Raw genomic sequence first — 25,872 nt, forward strand, 5'->3', positions numbered from 1 at the left:
GCCGGCCGCGGGCGATTTCGAACAAATCAGGCGAGCTCGATCAGGTCCCGGTATTCGGCGGACCAGAAATCCTCGGTGCCGTCGGGCAGCAGCACGACGCGCTGGGGGTCGAGGGCCTCGGCCGCCCCGGGATCGTGCGTCACCAACACCACCGCACCCTGGTAGCTGCGCAGCGCGTCGAGGACCTGCTCGCGCGAGGCGGGGTCGAGGTTGTTCGTCGGTTCGTCGAGCAGCAGGACGTTGGCGGTGGACGCCACCAAGCCGGCCAGCGCGAGCCGGGTCTTCTCGCCGCCCGACAGGGTGCCCGCCGGCTGGTCGAGTTGCGGTCCGCTGAACATGAACGCGCCCAGCAGGCCGCGCAGGTCCTGCTCGCCGGAGTCGGGCGCGGCGTGGCGGATGTTCTCCCAGACGCTGGCGTCGTTGTCGAGGGTGTCGTGCTCCTGCGCGAAATAGCCCATCCGCAAACCGTGTCCGGGCTCCAGGCCGCCGGTGTCGGGCTCCTCGGTGCCGGCCAAGAGGCGCAGCAGCGTGGTCTTGCCGGCGCCGTTCAGCCCCAGCACCACCACCCGCGAGCCGCGGTCGATGGCCAGATCGACACCGCTGAACACCTCCAGCGACCCGTAGGACTTGCTCAGCCCCTTGGCGACCAACGGCGTGCGCCCGCACGGTGCCGGGATGGGGAACTTGATCCGGGCCACCTTGTCGGCGACCCGCTCGTCGTCGAGCGCGGCCATCATCCGGTCGGCACGGCGCAGCATGTTCTGGGCGGCAACGGCTTTCGTGGCCTTGGCGCCCAGCTTGGCGGCCTGCGTGCGCAGCGCGGCGGCCTTGCGTTCGGCGTTGGTGCGCTCCCGGCGGCGCCGCTGCTCGTCGGTGGCCCGGGCGTCGAGGTATTTCTGCCAGCCCATGTTGTAGACGTCGACCTCGCCGCGCACGGCGTCCAGGAACCACACCCGGTTCACCACGTCGGCGAGCAACTCGACGTTGTGGCTGATGATCACCAGCCCGCCGGTGTGCGACCGCAGGAAGTCCCGCAGCCAGCCGATCGAATCCGCGTCCAGGTGGTTGGTCGGCTCGTCGAGGAGCAGGGTGGTCGAGGACCCCGCACCGGTGTCGGACGCCGCGAACAGGATGCGCGCCAGCTCCACCCGGCGGCGCTGGCCGCCGGAGAGCGTGCGCAGCTTCTGGGTCAGCACCCGGTCCGGCAGGCCAAGGCTCGCGCAGATGCGGCTGGCCTCGCTCTCGGCGCCGTAGCCGCCCAACGCGACGAACCGCTCCTCCAGCTGTCCGTAGCGGCGGATGGCGCGGTCGCGGGCGTCGTCGTCGGCGACCTCGGCCATCAGCGCCTGCTGTTTTTCCAGGTCGGTGAGCAGAACGTCGAGGCCGCGGGCCGAGAGCACGCGGTCGCGGGCCAGCACCTCGAGGTCGCCCTCTTTGGGATCCTGTGGCAGGTAACCGATTTCACCGGCGCGCGCGACCGACCCGGCGTAAGGCTCGGTCTCCCCCGCCAGGATGCGCAGGGTCGTGGTCTTGCCGGCGCCGTTGCGGCCGACCAGCCCGATCCGGTCGCCGGGCTGCACGCGCAGGTCCGGGCCGTCGGGTGAGAGCAGGATGCGCGCACCAGCGCGGACCTCGAGGTCCGTGGCCGTGATCACATCGTCTCCCTCGTGTCGTGGCTACTTGTCGTCGGTGAACACCGGCGGGCGTCGCTCCGCGCGCGCGGCAACCGCCTCTTCGAAGTTGGCGGTGAGCAGACGAACGAACAGCTGACCCAAGCCTTCGGCTTGCATGTGCCCTTCCAGGCTACCGGCGTCCAGGCCACTCCACAGTGTGCGCTTGGTCAACTCGATTCCCGGCCGCGAGAACGCGGCTATCCTCGCCGCGATCGCGTAGCAGGTGTCCAGCAGCTGCTCGTCGGGCACCTGGCACGACACCAGCCCGATGCGCTCGGCCTCCTCGGCGGTGACGTCGCGGCCGGTCAGCATGATTTCGAACGCCCGCGAGGAGCCGATGGCCCGGGGCAGCAGGTAGCTCAGCCCCAGTTCGCTGGCGGTCAGCCCGTTGTTGATGCCGGCCGCGCGAAAGTACGCACCCGTGGCGGCGACCCTGATGTCCGCGGCCAGCGCCAGACACAGCCCGCCGCCGATGGCCGGGCCGTTGACCGCGGCGATCACCGGCTGGTGCAGGCGCCGCAGCCCCAGGATGACCTCGTCGAGTACCTCCATGGAGCGCAGCGCATACGTCGGGCGGGTCAGCCCCTCGACGTGCGGCACCGAGCCCGCGGACTTGTGGTCGGCACCCGACGAGAACCCCCGCCCCGCCCCGGTCAGCACGACGACGCGCACCGAATTGTCGTATCTGACCTTCTCCAGCGCCTCCTTGAGCGGCACCATGACGTCGAACGCCATGGAGTTCATCCGCTCGGGCCGATTGAGGGTTATCAGCGCGACGCCGGGCCGCGGGTGCTCTACCAGTACCAGACTCACTCAAGCAACCTAGCGCGTGCCGGCGGACGGCCCGGCCGCTGGCGGGATCCTCTAGTTTCGGGCTCACGGTTTGGAGAGGGCTCCAAGTTTGCCGGCGACGGCGGCCGGGTAATCATGACCGCCCCTCGCTTTAGCTTTTAAGGAAGCTCATGCTCAGAGCACGCATCGACAGCTTCAAAGAGGATTGCCTGCTGTTCGTGGGCGCGCTGGCCGCTCTGCCCGCGTCACAGTTGGGCCTCAAATCGTGCGCCGCCACCAGGGCGGAGACCGAGGGACCTCGCAGCGGGTCCGCTTCCGGCGAGGCGCTGTCGGCCGCGGTGGGCGCGTGGGTTGCCACTCCCACGAACGGGGCGGCTTGGACGCCGCGCGCTCGCCAGCCGCATGCCTTGCGGTCGCACGATTCGGCGCGCGTCACGGCGGCAGAGGGCACGCGACTTCCGACCCCGTGACCGTCCACTGGGACGGCGGGTCGCCACGGGACGGTTCTATTCGCCTTGCTCGGCGATCGCCGCGTCGACGTCGAACGCCTTGACTTGCTGCACCAGGTCTTCGAGGGCGGCCGGCGGCAGCGCCCCCGGCTGGTTGAAGAGCAGTTTGCCCTTCTTGAAGGCCATCAGCGTGGGGATCGAGCGGATCTGGGCGGCGGCGGCCAACTGCTGTTCGGCCTCGGTGTCGACCTTGGCGTGCACGATGTCGGGGTGCTTCTCCGAGGACGCCTGGAAAGTGGGCCCGAACTGGCGGCACGGGCCGCACCAGGACGCCCAGAAATCGACGAGCACGATGTCGTTGCCCTCGATGGTTTCGTTGAACTTCTCAGCAGTGAGATCGAGTGTTGTCACATTTGCCGTAACGCCGGAACGCGGCGTGATGTTCCCGGGCAGGAACCCGCCGCGCTCGGGCGACGCCGGCACACAGACCGGGGGGCCGGGCTCAGCCGGGCCCCGTTTCCGGGTATGCCTCGCGCGCAACGGAAGCGGGCATGCGCCCGGTTCGCCGCGACGACATCGGCGCGTAACCCGCCCGCGGCCCGCCGTAGGTTACGGTTGCGTACGTTTTCCCACGTCGGACACACTGAGACGGACGATCCGCCGCCTCGGAGACCAGTGAGGGAATCGCGTTGGGCCACTACATCGCTAACGTCCGTGATCTCGAGTTCAACCTCTTCGAAGTGCTCGGCGTGGGCGCCGTGCTGGGCGACGGACGCTTCAGCGACCTCGACGAGGAAACCGCTCGAACCATCCTCGAAGAGGCCGCCCGCCTGGCCGAGGGCCCGGTGGCGGAAACCTTTGCCTTCGCCGACCGCAACCCGCCGGTCTTCGACCCGGCCGAGCACTCGATCAGCGTGCCGGACGAGTTGGCCAAGACCGTGCACGCGATCAAGGAGGCCGGTTGGTGGCGGCTGATGCTGGACGAACAGATCGGCGGCATGGCCGCCCCACCGCCGCTGGCATGGGCGGTGAACGAGATGATCATCTGCGCCAACCCTTCCGCGAACTTCTTCTGCCTCGGACCGTTGATGGCCCAGGCCCTCTACGTCGAGGGCAACGAAGAGCAACGGCGCTGGGCGGCCGAGGGCGTGGAACGCGGCTGGGCGGCCACCATGGTGCTCACCGAACCCGACGCGGGCTCGGACGTCGGCGCCGGCCGCGCGAAGGCCATCGAGCAACCCGACGGCACCTGGCACATCGAGGGGGTCAAGCGGTTCATCTCCGGTGGTGACGTCGGCGACACCGCCGCGAACATCTTCCACCTGGTGCTGGCACGGCCGGAGGGCGCCGGACCGGGAACCAAGGGGCTGAGCCTGTTCTATGTGCCGAACTTCCTGTTCGACCCCGACACCTTCGAACTCGGGCCCCGCAACGGGGTTTTTGCCACCGGGCTGGAACACAAGATGGGCATCAAGTCCTCCCCGACATGCGAAATGACCTTCGGCGCAACCGATGTCCCCGCCGTCGGGTACCTCGTCGGCGACGTGCACAACGGGATCGCGCAGATGTTCACCGTGATCGAGCACGCGCGCATGACGATCGGCGTCAAGGCCGCCGGGACGCTGTCCACGGGCTACCTGAACGCGCTGGCCTTCGCCAAGGAGCGGGTGCAGGGCGCGGACCTCACGCAGATGGCGGACAAGACCGCGCCGCGGGTGACGATCATGCACCACCCGGACGTCCGCCGCAGCCTGATGACGCAGAAGGCTTACGCCGAAGGTTTGCGGGCGTTGTACATGTACGCCGCCGCACACCAGGAAGACACGACGGCACAACATGTTTCGGGAGCCGATCACGAGATGGCGCACCGCGTGGACGACCTCCTGCTGCCGATCGTCAAGGGCGTGAGCTCGGAGCGGGCCTACGAAGTCCTGACCGAGTCGCTGCAGACGCTCGGCGGTTCGGGCTTCCTGCAGGACTATCCCCTCGAGCAGTACATCCGGGACGCCAAGATCGACTCGCTCTACGAGGGCACCACGGCCATCCAGGCGCTGGACTTCTTCTTCCGCAAGATCGTCCGCGACCGCGGCCAGGCCCTGCAGTTCGTGACGGCCCAGATCACCGCGACGATCGACGCCTGCGACGAGGCGCTCAATCCGCAGGCGCTGTTGCTGCAGACCGCGCTCGACGAGGTCACGGCGATGACCGGCGCGTTGACCGGCTACCTGATGTCCGCCGCCCAGCACCCCACCGAGATCTACAAGGTCGGACTGGGGTCGGTGCGGTACCTACTCGCGGTCGGCGATCTGCTCATCGGCTGGCGGTTGCTGGTGCAGGCCGGCGTCGCGCACGCCGCACTGGCGGACGCTGCCGGAGACGACGCGGCGTTCTATCGGGGCAAGGTCGCGACCGCGGCGTTCTTCGCCAAGAACGTGCTGCCGAGGCTCGCGTCGCTGCGCAAGGTCATCGAGTCCATCGACGACGACGTCATGCGCGTTCCCGAGCAGGCGTTCTGACCGTCCCGCGCGTTACACACAGGTTACGTACAGCTTCAACCGGTAATACCCATTCCGTCGGGTCCAACCACGATGGGAGAAACGTTGATGTCTGCCAGCTGTCCAACCCCCCGGCTCACCCGGGTCGCAGTCCTCGGGGTCGCCGGGGTCGCCGCGCTGTCCCTCGCCGCGTGCGGTTCGTCCAACAAGTCGAGTCCGACCACGTCGACGTCGACGTCCACGTCGGTGGTGACGTCGACGACCACATCGCCGGGACCGGCCACCGGCGAAGCCAAGGTCAGCGGCATGATCGCGTCGGTGGCGGGCAACTCGATGCAGGTCACCAAGCAGGACAACTCCACCGCCGCGGTGAACTTCACCTCCACCACCAAGGTCACCGAGACCACGCCCGCCGCGCTGACCGACGTCACCTCGGGCAGCTGCGTGACCGTGCGGCCCGCCCGGGAAGCCCAGGGCGGTCAGCCCGTCACCGCGGCGTCGGTGAAGGTCAGCCCCTCCGTCAATGGGGCGTGCCCGGCCAAGCCGACGGCGCAGAGTCCGAGTTCCCCCACGCCGCCGCCCCCGGGGTCACCGGCGCCGGCCCCGAAACCGGCCGCCATCCGGGGTTCGGTCGCCTCGGTGGCGGGTAACACGATCAACGTCACCGGCACCGACCCCAGCGGCAACACGACGCAGACGGCCGTGACGGTCGACGACAAGACGAAGTACATGAAGCAGTCCTCCGCCACCACGGACGCGATCGCGCAGGGTAAGTGCGTCTGGGCGCGCGGAACGATGGACAACGGGGGCGCGCTGCAGGCCACCAGCATCAACGTCCGGCAGGCCACCGACGGCAAATGCGGCAAGCCCAAGCCTCCCGGGCAGGGCGGCTGATCGCGGCCCCGGACGCTGAGATCACCGTCACACCAGGTGAGCGCGGTTGTGACAACCGCGCTCACCTGGGTATCCGCTGTCGATTGACCGCGCGATCGGAGACGTGACGATGCCCGCCAGTTCGGTAAGCCCCCGGCTCGCCCGGCTCGCGCTCGTGGCCGTGGTGGCGGTGATCGCGCTGTGCGTCGCAATGTGCCGTTCGAACGACACAAAACCCACGAGTCCCGCCAAGCCGGCGGTGACCCCGGCGGCCGCCGCGCCGGCGCCGAACGCGGCGCCGCCGCCCGCGCCCCCGCCCGCGGGCAAGGACCACGTCGAGGGGCTGATCGAGTCGGTGTCGGGCGGCACGATCGAGCTCCGCACCCGAAGCGGGAGCGCGACGGTGGACTTCGCGCCGTCCACGCGGGTCGTGCAGGTCGCCCCGGCCAAGCTGACCGACGTCACCCCGGGCAGCTGCGTCAACGTGCGCGCCGCCCCGCAGAGCGCTCCGACCGGTGGCGCGATCACGGCGCAGTCGGTGACGATCACCTCCGCCGTCGACGGCAGGTGTCCGCCGCCTGCCGGCTTCTACGGCACGGTCACCTCGGTCTCCGGCGACACCATCGGGGTCAGCGGCATCGGTCCGCAGGCGGCCCCCACCAACGTGACGGTCGCCAACTCGACGTCATACCAGCGGCAGACGCCCACGGGCGTCCAGGCGATCGCCCACGGGAAATGCATGGGGGCGCAGGGAATTCAGGACGCCGGCGTGCTGCACGCGGCCACGATCAGCCTCCAGACGTGCCCGCCGATGGGGCATCCGCACCACCACCACCTCCACCTGCCGCACCTGCCCTTCCACCTTTAGCACCACTAGGCGGAGGGGGCCTGGATCAGCCTCAGACGGTGAAGCCGAGGGCGCGCAGTTGTTCGCGGCCGTCGTCGGTGATCTTGTCCGGGCCCCACGGCGGGTTCCACACCCAGTTGATCCGCAGGTCGTCCACCAGCCCGCTGCTGACCAGCGCGCTGCGTGACTGGTCCTCGATGACGTCGGTCAGCGGGCAGGCCGCCGAGGTCAACGTCATGTCGATCAGGGCCACGGTCCCGTCGTCGCCCTCTTCCACGTTGAGGCCGTAGACCAGTCCGAGATCGACGACGTTGATGCCCAGCTCGGGGTCGACGACGTCGCGCATCGCCTCCTCGAGGTCGGCAAGAAATTCGTCACCCGGTGCGGCGGTCTCGCTCATCCTTCTCCTCCTCGAAGTCCGCGCCCCTGTCCGAGCAGGCTTGGGCCAGCGCGTCTTTGAACGCCATCCAGCCCAGCAGCGCACATTTCACCCGGGCCGGGTATTTCGCGACGCCCGCGAACGCGATCCCGTCCCCCAGAACGTCCTCGTCGCCCTCGATGGTGCCGCGGGAGGACACCATGTCGGTGAACGCCGCGACGGTGCGCAGCGCCTCGGGCACCGTTTGACCGATCACCTGCTGGGTCAGCACCGAGGTGGCCGCTTGGCTGATCGAGCAGCCCTGCCCGTCATAGGAGACGTCCGCGACGCGCCGCCCGTCGTCGGAGAGCGCGACCCGCAGGGTCACCTCGTCACCGCAGACCGGGTTCACGTGGGAAACCTGCGCGCCGAACGGCTCCCGCAGGCCGCGGTGCTGCGGATGCTTGTAGTGATCGAGGATCACGTCCTGATACATCTGCTCGAGGCGCACTGTCAGTCTCTCCCAAAGAATTCGAGGGCCCGCCGCACGCCGGCCACCAGACGCTGGACCTCCTCGGCGGTGTTGTACACCGCGAACGACGCCCGGGCGGTGGCCGCCACGCCGAACCGGCGATGCAGCGGCATCGCGCAGTGATGCCCGACGCGCACCGCGACACCCTCGTCGTCGAGCACCTGCCCGACGTCGTGCGCGTGCACACCGTCGACGACGAAAGAGACCGGCGAGCCACGGTTTTCCATCGCGGTCGGCCCGACGATCCGCACGCCGTCGATGCTTGACAGGCCGTCGATGGCCGCGGCGACCAGCGCCCGCTCATGCTCCTCGACCGCCGCCATGCCGATGGCGCCGAGATAGCGTGCCGCCGCGCCCAACCCGACCACTTGGGAGGTCATCGGTGTGCCGGCCTCGAACCGTTGCGGCGCCGGCGCATACGTCGACGACTCCATGGTCACCGTCTCGATCATCGACCCACCGGTCAGGAACGGCGGCAGCTCCGAGAGCACCTGACGTCGGGCGTAGAGCACGCCGACCCCATTGGGGGCCAACATCTTGTGCCCGGAGAACGCGGCGAAGTCGACGTCGAGCGCGTGCAGGTCGACCGGCTGGTGCGGCACCGACTGGCAGGCGTCCAGCACCGTCACGGCGCCCACCGCCTTGGCGCGGCCGACCAGTTCGGCCACCGGCGCCACCGCGCCGGTCACGTTCGAGTGATGGCTGAAGGCAACGATCTTCACGCGCTCGTCGAGTTCCAGCGAGTCCAGGTCGATGCGCCCGTCGTCGGTGACGCCGTACCAGCGCAGCGTGGCGCCGCTGCGACGGGCCAGCTCCTGCCACGGGACGATGTTGGCGTGGTGTTCGAGCTCGGTGGTGACGATGACGTCACCCTCGCCGACGGCACGGTCAAACCGCTTGTCCCCCAGCACATATGACGCCAGGTTGAGCGCCTCGGTGGCGTTGCGGGTGAACACCAGCTCGTCGGCACCGGCGCCGACGAACGCCGCGATGTCGGCGCGGCCCTGCTCGTAGGCGTCGGTCGCCTCCTCCATCAGCTGATGCGCCCCGCGGTGCACCGCCCCGTTGGAGGTGATCAAAAACTCGCGCTCGGCATCGAGCACCTGCAGCGGGCGCTGAGACGTCGCCCCGGAATCCAGGTACGCCAACTGCTTTCCGCCGCGCATGGTGCGCTTCAGGATCGGAAAGTCGGCGCGGATGGCGTCGACGTCCAGGGGTGTCGGGGTCATGCTTACGCCCCCGCGGCCGCCGCTCGCGGCGAAGCCGGGCGCAGGGGGTCGTCGCCATCGGTCTGGGTGAAGCGCACGTAGCCGTGCTCCTCGAGTTCGTCGGCCAGCTCCGGACCGCCGGACTCGACGATCCGGCCGCCGACGAACACGTGCACGAACTGCGGGCGGATGTAGCGCAGGATCCGGGTGTAGTGCGTGATGAGCAGGATGCCCCCGTGCTCGGACTCCGCATAGCGGTTCACGCCCTCGCTGACCACCCGCAGCGCGTCGACGTCCAGCCCGGAGTCCGTCTCGTCGAGGATGGCGATCTTGGGCTTGAGCAACCCCAGCTGCAGGATCTCGTGGCGCTTCTTCTCGCCGCCGGAAAACCCTTCGTTGACGCTGCGTTCGGCGAACGCCGGGTCGATGTCGAGGTCCGACATGGCGGCCTTGACCTCCTTGACCCAGTGCCGCAGTTTCGGCGGCTCGCCGCGGACGGCGGTGGCGGCGCTGCGCAGGAAGTTCGACATCGACACGCCGGGCACCTCGACGGGGTACTGCATGGCCAGGAACAACCCGGCGCGGGCGCGCTCGTCGACGCTCATCTCCAGCACGTTCTGGCCGTCCAGCGTGATCGACCCGGACGTCACCCGGTATTTCGGGTGACCGGCGATCGCGTAGGACAGCGTGGACTTGCCCGAGCCGTTGGGCCCCATCACCGCGTGCGTCTCGCCGGACTTCACGGTGAGGTTGACGCCGGTGAGGATCGGGATCTCGCGGCTGCCCTCGGGGGCGTTGGGGTCTTCGACGCTGACGTGCAGGTCTTTGATCTCGAGTGTGGTCATAGGGCTGTTTTCTTCTCCGTGATTTCCAGTTCGTGTTCGATGGCCGCGGTCAGGCGTTCCCGGAGCTCGGGTACGGCGATCTTGGAGATGATCTCGCCGAAGAAGCCGCGCACCACCAGCCGGCGGGCCTGGTCTTCGGGTATGCCGCGGGCACGCAGGTAGAACAGTTGCTCGTCGTCGAATCGCCCTGTGGCACTGGCGTGCCCGGCGCCGACGATCTCACCGGTTTCGATCTCCAAGTTGGGCACCGAGTCGGCGCGCGCGCCGTCGGTGAGCACCAGATTGCGGTTGACCTCGAAGGTTTCGGTGTCGGTGGCCTCGGCGCGGATCAGCACGTCGCCCACCCAGACGGTGTGCGCGTCGGGGCGCTGCGAAGCCGGATCTCCCTGCAGCGCACCCTTGTACAGCACGTTGGACTTGCAGTTGGGTTGCGCGTGGTCGACCAGCAGCCGCGACTCGAGGTGCTGCCCGTCGTCGGCGAAGTACAACCCGAGCAGCTCCGCGTCCCCGCCCGGACCGGTGTACCGCACGTTGGCCGACATGCGCACCACCTCGCCGCCCAGGGTGACGGCCACGTGCCGCAGCACCGCGTCCTTACCCAGCCGGGCGTGCTGTGCGGACAGGTGCACCATGTCGTCGGCCCAGTCCGCGATCCACACCACGGTCAGCCGGGCGGCGTCGTCGACGATGAATTCGACGTTGTCGGCGTAGGTTCCGCTCCCCCGATGGTCGATCACCACGACCGCCTCGCCGAGTTCGGCGACGCTGATCTGCAGGTGCCCGTACGCGACCGCGCCGGCCCCGGGGCCGGTCACGGTGATGTTGACCGGTTCGGCGATCTGCGTGTCGCGCCCGACGCTCACCAGCGTCGCGGAATTGAACGACGAAAACGCTTGCGCGGCAACCCTGTCGGCGGGCACACCGCCACGGCCCAGCCGCTCGTCGCCGCGCCGGATGGTTTCGACCCGCACGCCGGGCTGTTCGCTGACGTCGATCCGCGCCACGCCCGTGGCCCGCGCGGAGCCGTCGTGCAGGCCGCGCAGCCGGCGCAGCGGGGTGAACCGCCAGATTTCGTCGCGCCCACTGGGCACCTCGAAGGCGTCCACGTCGAAGGACGCGAACAGCTCGCCCTTGTTGGCCGCGGCGAGGGCCGAACCCTCAACCGCCTCGGTAAATCCCGTCACTAGCCGACCGCACCTTCCATCTGCAGCTCGATCAGCCGGTTGAGCTCGAGGGCATATTCCATCGGCAGCTCCTTGGCGATCGGCTCGACGAAGCCGCGCACCACCATCGCCATCGCCTCGTCCTCGGTCAGGCCACGGCTCATCAGGTAGAACAGCTGGTTGTCGCTGACCTTGGACACGGTGGCCTCATGCCCCATCGTGACGTCGTCCTCGCGGATGTCGACGTAGGGGTAGGTGTCGCTGCGGCTGATCGTATCGACCAGCAGCGCATCGCATTTCACGCTGGATCGGGACCCGTGCGCGCCCTTGTTCACCTGGACCAGGCCGCGGTAGGACGTACGGCCACCGCCGCGGGCCACCGACTTGGAGACGATGTTGCTCGACGTGTTCGGCGCCAGGTGCAGCATCTTGGCGCCGGCGTCCTGGTGCTGGCCCTCGCCGGCGAAGGCGACCGACAGGACCTCGCCCTTGGCGTGCTCCCCGGTCATCCAGACCGCCGGGTATTTCATGGTCACCTTGGAGCCGATGTTGCCGTCGACCCACTCCATGGTGGCGCCCGCTTCGGCGCGGGCCCGCTTGGTGACCAGGTTGTAGACGTTGTTCGACCAGTTCTGGATGGTGGTGTAACGGCAACGTCCGCCGGGCTTCACGATGATCTCCACCACCGCCGAGTGCAGCGAGTCCGACGTGTAGATGGGCGCGGTGCAACCCTCTACGTAGTGCACGTAAGCGTCTTCGTCGACGATGATCAGCGTGCGCTCGAACTGGCCCATGTTCTCGGTGTTGATCCGGAAGTAGGCCTGTAGCGGGATGTCGACGTGCACGCCGGGCGGGACGTAGATGAACGATCCGCCACTCCACACCGCGGCGTTCAGCGCGGAGAACTTGTTGTCGCCCGCCGGGATGACGGTGCCGAAGTACTGCTGGAAGAGCTCGGGGTGTTCCCGCAGTCCCGTGTCGGTGTCGAGGAAGATGACGCCCTGGGCCTCCAGGTCCTCGCGGATCTGGTGGTACACCACCTCGGACTCGTACTGGGCGGCCACACCGGCGACCAGGCGCTGCTTTTCGGCCTCCGGGATGCCCAGCCTGTCGTAGGTGTTCCGGATGTCCTCGGGCAGGTCATCCCAGGAGGCGGCCTGCTTCTCGGTGGAGCGCACGAAGTACTTGATGTTGTCGAAGTCGATGCCCCCGAGGTTGGAACCCCACGTCGGCATCGGCTTGCGCTCGAAGATGCGCAACGCCTTCAGGCGCGTCTGCAGCATCCAGTCGGGCTCGTTCTTCTTGTCCGAGATGTCGCGGACCACCGCCTCGGACAGCCCGCGCTGGGCGCTGGACCCCGCGACGTCGGTGTCGGCCCAGCCGTAGCCATAGCGGCCCAACGAGGCGATCGTCTGCTCCTGGGTCAACGGCTCGGCCGTTGCCTTCTGGGCCTCTGGCGTGAGGGTCATAGCGACGCTCCTTCGATGCTCGTGGTGTCGGTGCGGCGCGGGCTGGGCGCCTTCGAACTAGGGACAGTGAGGGGCACGTGAGTGGTGCAGGCGCAGTCCCCGTTGACGATGGTCGCCAACCGCTGCACGTGGGTTCCGAGCACCTCGGCCATGGCCTGCTGCTCGGCTTCACACAACTCGGGGAATTCCTCGGCGACGTGCGACACCGGGCAGTGGTGCTGGCAGATCTGCACGCCGTGGATCGGGCCGCCGACCCGTGTCGTGGTGGCGACGTAGCCGGCCTTGGTCAGCGCGCCGGCAACCCGTTCGGCGGCCGCCTCCACCTCGGTGTCGCCGGCGCTGTCCGCCGCCGGCACACCGGCCAGGATCGCGTCGATGCGGCGCCGGGCGAATGCGCGCACGGCGTCCTCCCCGCCAATCTCCCGCAGCTGCCGCATCGCCGCCGACGCCAGGTCGTCGTACGCGTGGTCGAGCTTGGCCCGTCCCGCGGCGGTCAGCCGGAACCGCTTGGCGGGGCGGCCGCGACCCACCTGCTGCCAGGCCGCGGCGGGCACCGACTCGGCGTCGCCCGCCTCGATCAATGCGTCGAGGTGACGCCGGACGCCGGCCGCCGCCAGCCCGAGCCGATCGCCGATCTCGCCGGCGGTGATCGTCCCGGACTCCAGCAGCAGGCGCACGATGGCGCGACGGGTGTGACCATCCCGCGCCGCGGCGGCCGCCGCGCCCACGGCAGCGTCGTCGAAGCCGGTATGGATTTTCACAACACCAGTGTGACGCAATTCCGGGGATCGGTCTACCAAGGGTGCCCTGATCGGGCGTTGCGCTGGTCACAGTCGGGTTGGAAACCGAGCCCGGCGACCCCGGCGGCTACGCTGCTCTGATGGCAGCCCGCCACCACGCGCTGAGCTCGTCGATCGCCAGCTTGCATGGCGACGAGCAGGCGGTGGGCACGCCGCTGAACGAGACCGAACTCACCGCGCTGCAGCGGACCCGCCTCTTCGGCGCGACCGGCACCATCCTGATGGCCATCGGCGCGCTCGGCGCCGGGGCCCGGCCCGTCGTGCAGGACCCCACCTTCGGGGTGCGGCTGCTCAACCTGCCGTCCCGCATCCAGACGGTCTCGCTGACGATGACGACGACGGGCGCGGTCATGATGGCGCTCGCCTGGTTGATGCTCGGCCGGTTCGCGCTGGGCGGCAGGCGGATGTCCCGCGGCGACCTGGACCGCACCCTGCTGCTGTGGACGCTGCCTCTGCTGATCGCGCCGCCGATGTACAGCAAGGACGTCTACTCCTACCTGGCCCAGAGCCAGATCTCCCTGGAGGGCCTCGACCCCTACCGGGTCGGTCCGGCGTCCGGGCTCGGGCTGTCGCACGTCTTCACGCTGTCGGTCCCCACGCTGTGGCGCGAGACGCCGGCCCCGTACGGGCCGCTCTTCCTGTGGATCGGCCGCGGCATCTCCGCGATCACCGGGGAGAACATCGTCGCCGCCGTGTTGTGTCACCGGCTGGTCGAGCTGATCGGCGTGGGCCTGATCGTGTGGGCGACCCCGCGGCTGGCGCGGCGCTGCGGCGTCGCCGAGGTCAGCGCGTTGTGGCTGGGCGCGGCCAACCCGCTGCTGATCATGCATCTGGTCGCCGGCGTCCACAACGAGGCGCTGATGCTCGGGCTGATGCTGGCCGGCGCCGAGTTCGCGCTGCGCGGCCTGGACCCGTCCCGCTTCCCGCGGCTGCTGCCCGCGTCGTGGAAGCCCGGCCCCGACTGGGAACCGCTGGGCATGCTGGTCGCCGGGGCGATCCTGATCACGCTGTCGTCGCAGGTGAAGCTGCCCTCGCTACTGGCGCTGGGCTTCGTCACGATGGCCCTGGCCTGCCGCTGCGGGGGCACGCTGAAGGCGCTGCTGCTCTCGGGCGGCGCGATGTCGGCGCTCTCCCTGGCGGTGATGGCCGCCGTCGGCTGGGCCAGCGGGCTGGGGTTCGGCTGGATCTACACGCTGGGCACCGCCAACGTGGTGCGCAGCTGGATGTCACCCCCGACGCTGCTGGCGCTGGGGACCGGGCAGGTCGGCATCCTGCTGGGGCTCGGCGATCACACCACCGCGGTGCTGGGGCTCACCCGCGCCATCGGCGTGCTGATCATCATGGTGATGGTGGGCTGGCTGCTGATCGCCGTCTTCCGCGGGCGGCTGCACCCGATCGGCGGGCTGGGCGTGGCCCTGGGCGTCACCGTGCTGCTGTTTCCGGTCGTGCAGCCCTGGTATCTGCTCTGGGCGATCATCCCGCTGGCCGCCTGGGCGACCCGCAGCGGATTCCGGGCGGCGGTCATCGTGATCACCCTCGTCGTCGGCATCTTCGGCCCGACGGCCAACGGGGACCGCTTCGCGCTGTTTCAGATCGTGGACGCCACGCTGGCCAGCACCGTCATCGTCGTCGCGCTCATCGCGCTGACGTATACCCGCTTGCCGTGGCGGCGGCTCCCGGCCGAGGACGCCGAAACGCCTCCGGAGCCCGCCGGGAGCGAGCCGGCGGCCGAGTCAGCTCACACCACCCGAGCCACCCCTCGTTCAGAGGCGGTACCTGACGCCTACGCTGATTCCACGTGAGCCGCGCCGACGACGATGCAGTGGGGGTACCGCCCGCTTGCGGGGGACGAAGCGATGAGGAGGAGCGGCGCTCGTGAGCTCGGCCGTTCCTGAAACAGTCGTGCGACTGCGCGGGGTGAGCAAGCGCTACGGAACCACCACGGCCGTCGACGATCTCGACCTCGAGGTGCACGCCGCCGAAGTGCTCGCCCTGCTGGGTCCCAACGGCGCCGGCAAGACCACCACGGTCGAAATGTGCGAGGGCTTCGTCCGCCCGGACGCCGGCACCATCGAGGTCCTCGGGCTGGACCCGATCGCCGACAACGCGCGCCTGCGCACCCGCATCGGCGTGATGCTGCAGGGCGGCGGCGGCTACCCCAGCGCGCGCGCCGGCGAAATGCTCAACCTGGTCGCGTCGTACGCCGCGGACCCGCTGGACCCGGCGTGGCTCCTGGACACCCTCGGCCTCACCGACGCCGCCCGCACCACCTATCGGCGGCTGTCCGGCGGGCAGCAACAGCGGCTCGCGCTGGCCTGTGCGCTGGTCGGCCGCCCCGAACTGGTCTTCCTCGACGAACCCACCGCGGGCATGGACGCGCACGCCCGGCTGCTGGTCTGGGATCTGATCAACGCGCTGCGCCGCGACGGGGTGACGGTGCTGCTGACCACCCACCAGCTCAAGGAGGCCGAGGAGCTCGCCGATCGGCTGGTCATCATCGACCACGGCGCGACGGTGGCCGCCGGCACACCGGCCGAGCTGATGCGCACCGGCGCCAAGGACGAGTTGCGGTTCACCGCGCCGCCGCGGCTCGACCTGTCCCTGTTGACCGCCGCCCTGCCGGAGGACTACCGGGCCAGCGAGGTGACGCCCGGCGAGTATCTGGTCGAGGGCCGGGTGGATCCGCAGGTGCTGGCGACCGTGACGGCGTGGTGCGCGCGGATCGACGTGCTGGCCACCGACATGCGCGTCGAGCAGCGCAGCCTCGAGGATGTGTTCCTCGACCTCACCGGCAGGAAGTTGCGGCAGTGACCGAATCGAACGTCTTCCCCGCGGGGACCTTCACCCCCGACCCGCGGCCGAACGCCGTGCCGCGGATGCTGGCCGCGCAGTTCGGCCTGGAGCTCAAGCTGCTGCTGCGCAACGGCGAGCAGCTGCTGCTGACCATGTTCATCCCGATCACGCTGCTGGTCGGGTTGACGCTGCTGCCCTTCGGTTCCTTCGGCCACAACCGGGCCGCCACCTTCGTCCCGGTCATCATGGCCCTCGCGGTGATCTCGACCGCGTTCACCGGCCAGGCCATCGCGGTCGCCTTCGACCGCCGCTACGGCGCCCTCAAGCGGCTGGGCGCGACCCCGCTGCCGGTCTGGGGCATCATCGCCGGCAAGTCGCTGGCCGTGGTCACCGTGGTGTTCCTGCAGGCGATCCTGTTGGGCGCCATCGGGTTCGCGCTGGGCTGGCGGCCCGCCCCGGCGGCGCTGGCGCTGGGCGCGGCGGTGATCGCGCTGGGCACCGCCTGCTTCGCGGCGCTCGGCCTGCTGCTCGGGGGGACCCTGCGGGCCGAGATCGTGCTCGCGGTCGCCAACCTGCTGTGGTTCGTGTTCGCCGGGCTCGGCGCGCTCACGGTGGAGAGCGGGATGATCCCCACCGGGGTGAAGTGGGCCGCCCGGCTGACCCCGTCGGGCGCGCTGACCGAGGCCCTGTCGCGGGCGATGGCCCTGTCGGTGGACTGGTTCGGGATCGTCGTGCTGGCGGTGTGGGGCGCCGTCGCGGCGCTGGCCGCGCTGCGCTGGTTCCGCTTCACCTGATGCCGGCGAGATTGCCGCCATGGTCGTGGTTGGCGTCGCGAGAACAGCCATGACGGCAATCTCGACGTCGGCAGGGCTTACTACAGGGCGTAGTTTTCGTTGGCCTACCATCGGGCCATGCTCGGACGAACGCTGATGCGGCTGGTGGACCTGCTCCCCCACCCGAGCGTGCGCGTCCAGCGCCTCATCGCCGCGGCCGTCATCCTCACCCAGGGCGGCATCGCCGTCACAGGGGCGATCGTCCGCGTCACCGCGTCCGGGCTGGGGTGCCCGACCTGGCCGCAGTGCTTCCCGGGCAGCTTCACCCCGGTGGCTCACGCCGAGGTGCCGCGAATCCACCAGGCGGTCGAATTCGGCAACCGCATGATCACCTTCGCGGTGGTCATCGCCGCGGCGCTGGCCGTGCTGGCGGTGACCCGGGCCCGGCGGCGCAGGGAGATCCTCGTGTACGCGTGGCTGATGCCGATCTCGACGGTGATGCAGGCCGTCATCGGCGGCATCACCGTGCGCACCGGGCTGCTGTGGTGGACGGTGGCCATCCACCTGCTCACTTCGATGACGATGGTGTGGCTGTCGGTGCTGCTCTACGTCAAGGTCGGCGAGCCGGACGACGGAGTGGTGCACCGGCGTGTGCCCAGGCCGCTGCGCGCGCTGACGGCGCTGATCGGGCTGGACCTGACCGCGGTGCTGGTCACCGGCACGCTGGTGACGGCCGCCGGCCCGCACGCGGGCGACCGCAGCCCGACGCGGACGGTGCCGCGGCTCGAGGTGGCCGTCGAGACCCTGGTCCACGCGCATTCGTCGCTGCTGATCGCCTACCTCGCCCTGGTGGTCGGGCTGGGCTTCGGGCTGCTGGCGGTGCACGCAGCGCGGCCCATCCTGCGGCGGCTGACCGTGCTGCTCGCCCTCGTCTGCGCGCAGGCCGCCGTCGGCACCGCCCAGTACTTCACCGGGGTGCCCGCCGCGCTGGTCGCGCTGCACGTGGCCGGCGCCGCGGCGTGCACCGCGGCGACCGCCGCGCTATGGGCCTCGATGCGAGAGCGGGCCCAGCCCGAGCCGTTCGCAGGCTGACTCCACGGCCAGCGCGAAGTCGCGCTCGGCGCGCTCGCGGGTGCCGGCGTCCAGGCGTGACCAGCCCAGCGACGGGGCGACGAGGTCAAGCCCCACCAGCCGGTCCCCGGCCACATCGGCACGCGCGTAGAGCAGTTCGCGCGCGGTGATGCCGGCGCGGCTGGCGGCCGCCGCAAGCGCGGCGCGGCCGACGTCCCACGCCTCGAACTCCGGCTCGACCGGCCAGGCGTGTGACTGGTCGCCGCCCAGGAAGATCAAGGCCGCCTGCGCCGGCCCGTCGGGCAGCGTCGGCACCCCGTCGTGCTCGAGGTCCCGCAGATACCGCGCATCGAGGTTCCACGCGACGGCGCCGGGCGGGTTGAGCAGGTGGCGCACGCGCCGGGTCCAGGCCACGAACTCGTCGCGCCGGCCGACGGCGTTCCCGATGCCGCGCAGGATCACCAGGTCTGCGTCCAGGGTTTCCGGGTCGTCCCAGGCCAACCAGCGGGCGTGCAGCCCACGCGCGCGCAGCGCGGGCACCAGCCCGGCATCGTCGCCCGCCCCCGCCAGCACGATGCGGGGATGGAAGACGTCCGGACGGGCGAGTTTCATGCCCGGGCATGATAAGCACATGCACGCAATCGAAGTCAGCGAAACCGGCGGCCCCGAGGTGTTGCGCTACGTCGACGCGCCCCGACCCGCCCCGCGGGCCGGCGAGGTGCTGATCAAGGCCGAAGCGATCGGCGTCAATTACATCGACACCTACTTCCGCTCGGGCCAGTACCCGCGCGAGCTGCCGTTCATCCTCGGATCCGAGCTGTGCGGCACCGTCGCCGAGATCGGTGACGGCGCCGACGGCTTCCGCATCGGCGACCGCGTGGTCAGCGCGTCGGCGTCCGGCGGCTACGCCGAGTTCGCCGCTGCCCCAGCGTCCTTGACGGCTCATGTGCCGGACGGGGTGAGTTCGGAAGTGGCGGCGTCGGTGCTGCTGAAGGGCCTGACGGCGCACTACCTGTTGAAGTCGGTGTACCCGGTGCAGGCGGGCGACACGGTGCTGGTGCACGCCGGCGCGGGCGGGGTGGGGCTGATCCTGACGCAGTGGGCGCATCTGCTCGGCGCGCGGGTCATCACCACGGTGTCCACGCCGGAGAAGGCGCGGATGTCCAGGGCGGCCGGCGCCGACGAGGTGCTGTCCTACCCCGACGACGCGGACGAATTCGGCCGGCGGATTCGCGAACTCACCGACGGAGCGGGCGTCGAGGCCGTGTACGACGGCGTCGGCGCCAGTACCTTCGATGCCAGCCTGGCCAGCCTGGCCGTGCGGGGCACGCTCGCGTTGTTCGGCGCGGCCAGCGGACCCGTCCCGCCGTTCGACCCGCAGCGCCTCAACGCCGCCGGCTCGGTGTTCCTGACCCGGCCGTCGCTGGCCCACTTCATCCGTACGGGCCAGGAATTCAGCTGGCGCGCAGAGGAATTGTTCGACGCGATCGCCGGCGGTGCGATCAACATCGAGGTCGGCGGGCGCTATCCGCTCGCCGAAGCCGCGCGCGCCCACCAGGACCTGCAGGGCCGCAAGACCGCCGGCTCTATCGTGCTGCTGCCCTGAACCGTTGTCAGTGACCGTTGCCAGTGACGCCGAGTGTGGGGCGTGGGGACGGATTCGAGGCGGATCTCGTACCTAGGGCCCACGGTCGGCGGGAACGGCGTCAGAACAGGTGCGGCAGCCCGATCACCGAGTCGACCGCCAGCGCGCAGAACACCACCGCGAGGTAGTTGTTCGACTGTAGGAACAACCGCAGCGGCTTGACCGGCTCGCCGGCACGCACCCCGGCGTAGAGCTGGTGGGCCATCGCCAGGAACCACACCCCGGCGACCACCGCGACCGCCGCGTACAGCCAGCCGGTGGCCAGCGCCAGCGCCAGCGTCGTCGCCACCGTCAGCCAGGTATAGATCAGGATCTGCTTGGTGACCTGACGCTCGGTCGCCACGGCGGGCAGCATCGGGACACCGGCCGCCTTGTAGTCCTCCTTGTAACGCATCGCCAGCGCCCAGGTGTGCGGCGGCGTCCAGAAGAAGATGATCGCGAACATCACCAAAGCAGGCCAGCCGATGGTGCCGGTGACCGCCGACCAGCCGATCATCACCGGCATGCAGCCGGCCGCGCCGCCCCACACCACGTTCTGCGAGGTGCGGCGCTTGAGCAGCAGCGTGTACACGAACACGTAGAAGGCGATGGTGGCGAGCGCCAGCAGACCGGACAACAGGTTGGTCGTCCACCACAGCCAGCAGAACGAGGCGACCGTGAGCGCGAGTCCGAACACCAACGCGTTTCGGGTCGGCACCGCCGCGCGGGCCAGCGGACGGCGCGCGGTGCGCTTCATCACCTTGTCGATGTCGGCGTCGGCCACGCAGTTGAGCGTGTTGGCTCCGCCCGCGGCAAGCATCCCGCCGATCAAGGTGTTGAGGATCAACAGCGGGTTCACGGTCCCGCGGTGGGCCAGCAGCATGGCGGGTATCGCGGTCACCAGCAACAGTTCGATGACCCGGGGTTTGGTCAGCGCCAAATAGGCCATGACCGTGCCGATAGCCCGGTTCGTCCGCGGGGCGGCATCCGGCCCGGATCGCCGCCGGGCGGCACTTGCCACTCGGCTCGGTAATTGGCTCGGGGCGACGCGCCCGCGAACGCTCACGCAATAACTCCTTGGGGTCGCAGCAGCGCGCAGCATCTACTACACACGATGGTAGACCGCGGGCCGGTGATGGCCCGCCCGCAGGGTCCATTCACCCAGGTTTCTCCCAGATATCCGAACTGAATGTTACGGGCCGACAAGCACCGCGTAATTTTCACACCAGCCGGCGGCGGGTACCCGAAATCCTGCACTGCAAGAGCCGGCCCTCCCGCACTAGGGTGGGATTGATCAGCTTGATGACCCACAAGGACTGAGTCTGTGACCACACTCGAAGAGATCTCGACGCTGACCCAACCGCACCTCCCCGACGACTGGTCCGAGATCGACTCGACCGCCGTCGACACCATTCGGGTGCTGGCCGCCGACGCGGTCCAAAAGGTCGGAAACGGACATCCCGGAACGGCGATGAGCCTGGCTCCGCTCGCTTACACCCTGTTCCAGCGAACGATGCGACACGACCCCAGCGACACCCACTGGCTGGGCCGCGACCGGTTCGTGTTGTCGTGCGGGCACAGCAGCCTGACGCTGTACATCCAGCTCTACCTGGGTGGCTTCGGCCTGGAACTGTCCGACATCGAGTCGCTGCGCACCTGGGGTTCGAAGACGCCCGGGCACCCGGAGTTCCGCCACACCAAGGGCGTTGAGATCACCACCGGTCCGCTCGGGCAGGGCCTGGCGTCGGCGGTGGGCATGGCGATGGCGTCGCGCTACGAGCGCGGCCTGTTCGACCCCGACGCGGCCCCGGGCACCAGCCCGTTCGATCACTTCGTCTACGTGATCGCCTCCGACGGCGACATCGAGGAGGGCGTGACGTCCGAGGCGTCGTCGCTGGCGGCCGTGCAGCAGCTGGGCAACCTGATCGTGTTCTACGACCACAACCAGATCTCGATCGAGGACGACACCAACATCGCGCTGTGCGAGGACACCGCCGCGCGTTACGAGGCCTACGGCTGGCACGTGCAGCGGGTGGAGGGCGGCGAGAACGTCGTCGGCATCGAGGAGGCCATCGCCAACGCCAGGGCCGTCACCGACCGGCCGTCGTTCATCGAACTGCGCACCATCATCGGCTACCCGGCGCCCAAGCTGATGAACACCGGCAAGGCGCACGGCGCGGCGCTGGGCGACGAGGAAGTCGCGGCCGTCAAGCAGATCCTGGGCTTCGATCCGGAGAAGAAGTTCGAGGTGCGCGACGAGGTCATCGCGCACACCCGCAAGCTGGTGGACCGGGGCAAAGAGGCCCAGGAGCGCTGGCGAGTCGAATTTGAATCCTGGGCGCAGCGCGAACCCGACCGCAAGGCTCTGCTGGACCGGCTGACCGCCGAGGAGTTGCCCGACGGCTGGGACGCCGACGTCCCGCGCTGGGAACCGGGCGACAAGGCGCTGGCCACCCGCGCGGCGTCCGGCAAGGTGCTCAACGCCGTGGGGCCGAAACTTCCCGAGTTGTGGGGCGGCTCGGCCGACCTGGCCGGCAGCAACAACACCACCATGGATAATGTGAAATCCTTTGGCCCGCCGTCGATTTCGACCAAGGACTACACTGCGGACTGGTACGGACGGACGCTGCACTTCGGAGTGCGCGAGCACGCGATGGGGGCCATCCTGTCCGGCATCGTGCTGCACGGCCCCACCCGGGCCTACGGCGGCACATTCCTGCAGTTCTCCGACTACATGCGCCCGGCGGTGCGGCTGGCCGCGCTGATGGACATCGACACCATCTACGTGTGGACGCACGACTCGATCGGGCTCGGCGAGGACGGGCCGACCCACCAGCCGATCGAGCACCTCGCGGCGCTGCGCGCCATCCCGAAGCTCTCGGTGGTGCGCCCGGCCGACGCCAACGAGACCGCCTACGCCTGGCGCACGATCCTGGCCCGCGGCAACGGCAGCGGCCCGGTCGGGCTGATCCTGACCCGTCAGGGCGTGCCGATCCTGGAAGGCACCGACTACGAGGGCGTCACCCGGGGCGGCTACATCCTCGGCGACGAGGGCACCGAGGACCCAGACGTCGTGTTGATCGCCACCGGCTCGGAGGTTCAGCTCGCGGTCGAGGCGCAGAAGCTCTTGGCGGACAAGGACATCGTCGCGCGGGTGGTGTCCATGCCGTGCGTGGAATGGTTCGAGTCGCAGCCCGAGGACTACCGCGACAGCGTGCTGCCGCCGTCGGTGTCGGCCCGGGTGGCCGTCGAGGCGGGCGTCGCGCAGCCCTGGCACAAGCTGGTCGGCGACACCGGCAGGATCGTCTCGATCGAGCACTACGGCGAATCTGCCGATTACAAAACGTTGTTCCGGGAATTCGGTTTCACCGCAGAAGCCGTCGCGGCCGCCGCGGAACAGGTAGTGGATAACTGAGAAAGGGTGATTCACATGACTCAGAACCCTAACCTCGCGGCGCTGTCCGCCGCGGGAGTATCCGTTTGGCTGGACGACCTGTCGCGCCAGCGGCTGCAGTCGGGCAACCTGCAGGAGCTGATCGACACGAAAAGCGTTGTGGGGGTGACCACCAACCCGTCGATCTTCCAGAAGGCGCTGGCCGACAGCGATACCTACAACGAGCAGATCGCCGAGCTGGCCGAGCGGGGCGCCGACGTGGACGCCACCATCCGCACGGTCACCACCGACGATGTTCGCAACGCATGCGACGTGCTGCGCCCGCAGTGGGAGGCCTCCGACGGCGTCGACGGCCGGGTGTCCATCGAGGTGGACCCGCGCCTGGCCGCCGAGACCGACAAGACCACCGCGCAGGCCGTCGAGCTGTGGAAGATCGTCGACCGGCCGAACCTGTTCATCAAGATCCCGGCCACCAAGGCCGGCATTCCGGCCATCACCGCCGTTCTGGCGGAAGGCATCTCGGTCAACGTCACCCTCATTTTCTCGGTCGAGCGGCACCGCCAGGTGATGGACGCCTACCTCGCCGGCCTGGAGAAGGCCCGCGAGGCGGGGCACGACCTGTCCAAGATCCATTCGGTGGCATCGTTTTTCGTTTCGCGAGTGGACACCGAGGTGGACAAGCGGCTGGAAAAGATCGGCTCCGAGGAGGCGCTGGCGCTGCGCGGCCAGGCCGGGGTGGCCAACGCGCGGCTGGCCTACGCGGCCTACCAGGAGGTGTTCGAGGGCGGCGATCGCTACGAAGCGCTCAAGGGCGCCGGGGCCCGCGTCCAGCGTCCGCTGTGGGCGTCCACCGGCGTCAAGAACCCCGACTACTCCGACACCCTCTACGTCACCGAACTGGTCGCGCCGAACACGGTGAACACCATGCCGGAGAAGACGATCGACGCCGTCGCCGACCACGGTGAGATCAAGGGTGACACCGTCACCGGCACCGCGTCGGCCGCCCAGGAGCTGTTCGACAAGCTGGACGCGGTCGGGATCGACCTGACCGACGTGTTCATCGCGCTGGAGAACGAGGGCGTGGAGAAGTTCGTCGAGTCGTGGTCCGAGCTGCTGGAGGAGACACAGAAGCAGCTGGGTTCCGCCTCGAAATGAGTCCGGCTCGTACCGCAGCACGATGGCATAACCCGCTACGGGACAAGCGCGACAAGCGGCTGCCGAGGATCGCCGGCCCGTGCGGCATGGTGATCTTCGGCGTCACCGGCGACCTGGCCCGCAAGAAGGTGATGCCGGCCATCTACGACCTGGCCAACCGCGGGCTGCTGCCGCCGAGTTTCTCCCTGGTGGGCTTCGCCCGCCGGGACTGGGAGACCCAGGATTTCCGCAAGGTGGTCTACCAGGCCGTGAAGGATCACTGCCGGACGCCGTTCCGGGAGGAGAACTGGGAGCGGCTCGCCGAGGGATTCCGTTTCGTCCCGGGCTCTTTCGACGACGACGAGTCGTTCGCCCGGCTGGCCGAGACCCTGGACAAGCTGGATGCCGAGCGCGGCACCGGCGGCAACCACGCCTTCTACCTGGCGATCCCGCCGAAGTCCTTCCCGGTGGTGTGCGACCAGTTGCACCGGTCCGGGCTCGCCCGCCCGCAGGGCGATCGGTGGAGCCGGGTGGTCATCGAGAAGCCGTTCGGGCACGACCTGGAGAGCGCGCAGGCCCTCAACCATGCCGTCAACGCGGTCTTCCCCGAGGAGGCGGTGTTCCGCATCGACCACTATCTGGGCAAGGAGACGGTGCGCAACATCTTGGCGTTGCGGTTCGCCAATCAGCTGTTCGACCCGATCTGGAATTCGCACTACGTCGACCACGTCCAGATCACCATGGCCGAGGACATCGGATTGGGTGGGCGCGCGGGCTATTACGACGGTATCGGCGCCGCCCGCGACGTCATCCAGAACCACCTGATGCAGCTGCTGGCGCTGACCGCGATGGAGGAGCCGGTCAGCTTCAACCCGGCGGCGTTGCAGACCGAGAAGATCAAGGTGCTCTCGGCGACCCAGCTGGCCCAGCCCCTCGACGAGACCACCAGCCGGGGCCAGTACACCGCCGGCTGGCAGGGCGGCGAGAAGGTGGTCGGGCTGCTCGACGAGGAGGGGTTCGCCAAGGACTCCACCACCGAGACCTTCGCCGCCATCACGCTCGAGGTCGACACGCGCCGCTGGGCCGGCGTGCCGTTCTATCTGCGGACCGGAAAACGCCTGGGCCGCAGGGTGACCGAGATCGCGCTCGTCTTCAAACGCGCCCCGCACCTGCCGTTCGACGCCACCATGACCGACGAGCTGGGCGCCAACGCCATGGTGATCCGGGTGCAGCCCGACGAGGGCATCACGCTGCGGTTCGGTTCCAAGGTGCCGGGCACCGCGATGGAGGTCCGCGACGTCAACATGGACTTCTCCTACGGCTCGGCGTTCGCCGAAGAGTCGCCGGAGGCCTACGAACAGCTGATCCTCGACGTGCTGCTGGGCGAGCCGTCCCTGTTCCCGGTCAACGAAGAGGTCGAATTGGCCTGGCAGATCCTGGATCCCGTGCTGGACAACTGGGCGGCCGACGGCAAACCCGAGCCGTACGAGGCGGGCACCTGGGGACCGGAGTCCGCGTTCGAAATGCTGCGCCGGACCGGGCGCGAATGGCGGCGGCCGTGATGATTCCCGCCGTCGAC

General features: G+C 69.4%; 24 protein-coding genes and 1 pseudogene. 13 read left to right on the forward strand and 12 right to left on the reverse strand.

Annotated elements, in window-relative coordinates:
- Positions 1-26: 26 nt before the first annotated feature.
- Positions 27-1,655, reverse strand: a complete 1,629-nt coding sequence (locus tag BST44_RS19795) for an ABC-F family ATP-binding cassette domain-containing protein (RefSeq protein WP_083178801.1) — start codon at positions 1,653-1,655, stop codon at positions 27-29.
- A gap of 21 nt (positions 1,656-1,676) precedes the next feature.
- Positions 1,677-2,486 carry an enoyl-CoA hydratase gene (locus BST44_RS19800; protein ID WP_083178802.1) on the reverse strand — a complete coding sequence of 270 codons (810 nt, stop codon included), beginning with the start codon at positions 2,484-2,486 and terminating at the stop codon, positions 1,677-1,679.
- A gap of 149 nt (positions 2,487-2,635) precedes the next feature.
- On the opposite strand from BST44_RS19800, the gene BST44_RS19805 reads away from it, so the two are divergent.
- Entirely contained in the window at positions 2,636-2,935 is a 300-nt protein-coding gene (locus tag BST44_RS19805) for a hypothetical protein (RefSeq protein ID WP_083178803.1), read from the forward strand.
- Positions 2,936-2,971: 36 nt separating this feature from the next.
- On the opposite strand, the gene trxA is transcribed toward BST44_RS19805, so the two are convergent.
- Positions 2,972-3,325, reverse strand: a complete 354-nt coding sequence (gene trxA / locus BST44_RS19810; protein ID WP_007171854.1) for a thioredoxin — start codon at positions 3,323-3,325, stop codon at positions 2,972-2,974.
- Between the two features lie 278 nt (positions 3,326-3,603).
- On the opposite strand from trxA, the gene BST44_RS19815 reads away from it, so the two are divergent.
- From BST44_RS19815 to BST44_RS19830, 3 genes are all read left to right on the forward strand, one after another.
- A complete protein-coding gene (locus BST44_RS19815) occupies positions 3,604-5,430 on the forward strand; it encodes an acyl-CoA dehydrogenase (protein ID WP_083178804.1) in 1,827 nt (608 codons plus the stop codon).
- 87 nt (positions 5,431-5,517) lie between these two features.
- Positions 5,518-6,303 carry a DUF5666 domain-containing protein gene (locus BST44_RS19825; protein WP_208619842.1) on the forward strand — a complete coding sequence of 262 codons (786 nt, stop codon included), beginning with the start codon at positions 5,518-5,520 and terminating at the stop codon, positions 6,301-6,303.
- 109 nt (positions 6,304-6,412) lie between these two features.
- Positions 6,413-7,150: a DUF5666 domain-containing protein gene (locus BST44_RS19830; RefSeq protein WP_083178844.1), complete on the forward strand. Its 738-nt coding sequence runs from the start codon at positions 6,413-6,415 to the stop codon at positions 7,148-7,150.
- 31 nt (positions 7,151-7,181) lie between these two features.
- Here the strand turns inward: BST44_RS19830 and BST44_RS19835 are convergent, their stop codons facing one another.
- Genes BST44_RS19835 through BST44_RS19865 form a run of 7 tightly spaced genes read right to left on the reverse strand, consistent with a single transcriptional unit; the run spans position 7,182 to position 13,516 of the window.
- A complete protein-coding gene (locus BST44_RS19835; protein ID WP_083178805.1) occupies positions 7,182-7,529 on the reverse strand; it encodes a metal-sulfur cluster assembly factor in 348 nt (115 codons plus the stop codon).
- On the reverse strand, positions 7,504-8,004 hold the full coding sequence (gene sufU / locus BST44_RS19840) for a Fe-S cluster assembly sulfur transfer protein SufU (RefSeq protein ID WP_142274587.1): 501 nt from the start codon (positions 8,002-8,004) through the stop codon (positions 7,504-7,506). The genes BST44_RS19835 and sufU overlap by 26 nt, the downstream gene beginning before the upstream one ends.
- Positions 8,001-9,248 carry a cysteine desulfurase gene (locus BST44_RS19845; protein ID WP_083178807.1) on the reverse strand — a complete coding sequence of 416 codons (1,248 nt, stop codon included), beginning with the start codon at positions 9,246-9,248 and terminating at the stop codon, positions 8,001-8,003. The genes sufU and BST44_RS19845 overlap by 4 nt, the downstream gene beginning before the upstream one ends.
- Before the next feature lie 2 nt (positions 9,249-9,250).
- The gene (gene sufC / locus BST44_RS19850; RefSeq protein ID WP_083178808.1) at positions 9,251-10,072 is read right to left on the reverse strand and encodes a Fe-S cluster assembly ATPase SufC; all 822 of its coding nucleotides are present in this window, start codon (positions 10,070-10,072) and stop codon (positions 9,251-9,253) included.
- Positions 10,069-11,256, reverse strand: a complete 1,188-nt coding sequence (gene sufD / locus BST44_RS19855) for a Fe-S cluster assembly protein SufD (protein WP_083178809.1) — start codon at positions 11,254-11,256, stop codon at positions 10,069-10,071. Before sufD ends, sufC begins: the two co-directional genes overlap by 4 nt.
- The gene (gene sufB, locus BST44_RS19860) at positions 11,256-12,704 is read right to left on the reverse strand and encodes a Fe-S cluster assembly protein SufB (protein ID WP_083178810.1); all 1,449 of its coding nucleotides are present in this window, start codon (positions 12,702-12,704) and stop codon (positions 11,256-11,258) included. The genes sufD and sufB overlap by 1 nt, the downstream gene beginning before the upstream one ends.
- Positions 12,701-13,516: a helix-turn-helix transcriptional regulator gene (locus tag BST44_RS19865; RefSeq protein ID WP_208619843.1), complete on the reverse strand. Its 816-nt coding sequence runs from the start codon at positions 13,514-13,516 to the stop codon at positions 12,701-12,703. Before BST44_RS19865 ends, sufB begins: the two co-directional genes overlap by 4 nt.
- Positions 13,517-13,584: 68 nt before the next feature.
- On the opposite strand from BST44_RS19865, the gene mptB reads away from it, so the two are divergent.
- The 5 genes and pseudogenes from mptB to BST44_RS19885 all read left to right on the forward strand — a co-directional run bounded on the left by mptB (position 13,585) and on the right by BST44_RS19885 (position 18,162).
- Entirely contained in the window at positions 13,585-15,306 is a 1,722-nt protein-coding gene (gene mptB, locus BST44_RS19870; RefSeq protein WP_083178845.1) for a polyprenol phosphomannose-dependent alpha 1,6 mannosyltransferase MptB, read from the forward strand.
- 2 nt (positions 15,307-15,308) lie between these two features.
- Positions 15,309-15,383: pseudogene (locus tag BST44_RS31710) on the forward strand (16S rRNA (guanine(966)-N(2))-methyltransferase RsmD); the annotation flags it as partial.
- Positions 15,380-16,315 carry an ABC transporter ATP-binding protein gene (locus BST44_RS19875; RefSeq protein WP_083178812.1) on the forward strand — a complete coding sequence of 312 codons (936 nt, stop codon included), beginning with the start codon at positions 15,380-15,382 and terminating at the stop codon, positions 16,313-16,315. The pseudogene BST44_RS31710 and the gene BST44_RS19875, both read left to right, overlap by 4 nt.
- Positions 16,312-17,091 carry an ABC transporter permease gene (locus tag BST44_RS19880; protein WP_083178813.1) on the forward strand — a complete coding sequence of 260 codons (780 nt, stop codon included), beginning with the start codon at positions 16,312-16,314 and terminating at the stop codon, positions 17,089-17,091. Before BST44_RS19875 ends, BST44_RS19880 begins: the two co-directional genes overlap by 4 nt.
- A 117-nt stretch (positions 17,092-17,208) precedes the next feature.
- A complete protein-coding gene (locus tag BST44_RS19885; RefSeq protein WP_083178814.1) occupies positions 17,209-18,162 on the forward strand; it encodes a COX15/CtaA family protein in 954 nt (317 codons plus the stop codon).
- Here the strand turns inward: BST44_RS19885 and BST44_RS19890 are convergent.
- Positions 18,112-18,753, reverse strand: a complete 642-nt coding sequence (locus BST44_RS19890) for a DcsG N-terminal domain-containing protein (protein ID WP_083178815.1) — start codon at positions 18,751-18,753, stop codon at positions 18,112-18,114. The genes BST44_RS19885 and BST44_RS19890 overlap by 51 nt on opposite strands.
- A gap of 19 nt (positions 18,754-18,772) precedes the next feature.
- On the opposite strand from BST44_RS19890, the gene BST44_RS19895 reads away from it, so the two are divergent.
- Complete coding sequence (locus BST44_RS19895; RefSeq protein WP_083178816.1) at positions 18,773-19,747, forward strand: quinone oxidoreductase family protein; 975 nt, start codon at positions 18,773-18,775, stop codon at positions 19,745-19,747.
- A 100-nt stretch (positions 19,748-19,847) separates the two neighbouring features.
- Here the strand turns inward: BST44_RS19895 and BST44_RS19900 are convergent, their stop codons facing one another.
- Entirely contained in the window at positions 19,848-20,831 is a 984-nt protein-coding gene (locus BST44_RS19900; protein WP_083178817.1) for a heme o synthase, read from the reverse strand.
- A 258-nt stretch (positions 20,832-21,089) separates the two neighbouring features.
- On the opposite strand from BST44_RS19900, the gene tkt reads away from it, so the two are divergent.
- Genes tkt through zwf form a run of 3 tightly spaced genes read left to right on the forward strand, consistent with a single transcriptional unit; the run spans position 21,090 to position 25,855 of the window.
- Complete coding sequence (tkt, locus tag BST44_RS19905) at positions 21,090-23,180, forward strand: transketolase (protein WP_083178818.1); 2,091 nt, start codon at positions 21,090-21,092, stop codon at positions 23,178-23,180.
- A 15-nt stretch (positions 23,181-23,195) separates the two neighbouring features.
- Positions 23,196-24,314 carry a transaldolase gene (tal, locus tag BST44_RS19910; protein WP_083178819.1) on the forward strand — a complete coding sequence of 373 codons (1,119 nt, stop codon included), beginning with the start codon at positions 23,196-23,198 and terminating at the stop codon, positions 24,312-24,314.
- Positions 24,311-25,855: a glucose-6-phosphate dehydrogenase gene (gene zwf, locus BST44_RS19915; RefSeq protein ID WP_083178820.1), complete on the forward strand. Its 1,545-nt coding sequence runs from the start codon at positions 24,311-24,313 to the stop codon at positions 25,853-25,855. The genes tal and zwf overlap by 4 nt, the downstream gene beginning before the upstream one ends.
- The last annotated feature ends 17 nt before the right edge of the window (positions 25,856-25,872 follow it).

This window comes from Mycobacterium scrofulaceum (assembly GCF_002086735.1).
In the GTDB taxonomy this organism is placed as follows: Bacteria; Actinomycetota; Actinomycetes; order Mycobacteriales; family Mycobacteriaceae; genus Mycobacterium; species Mycobacterium scrofulaceum.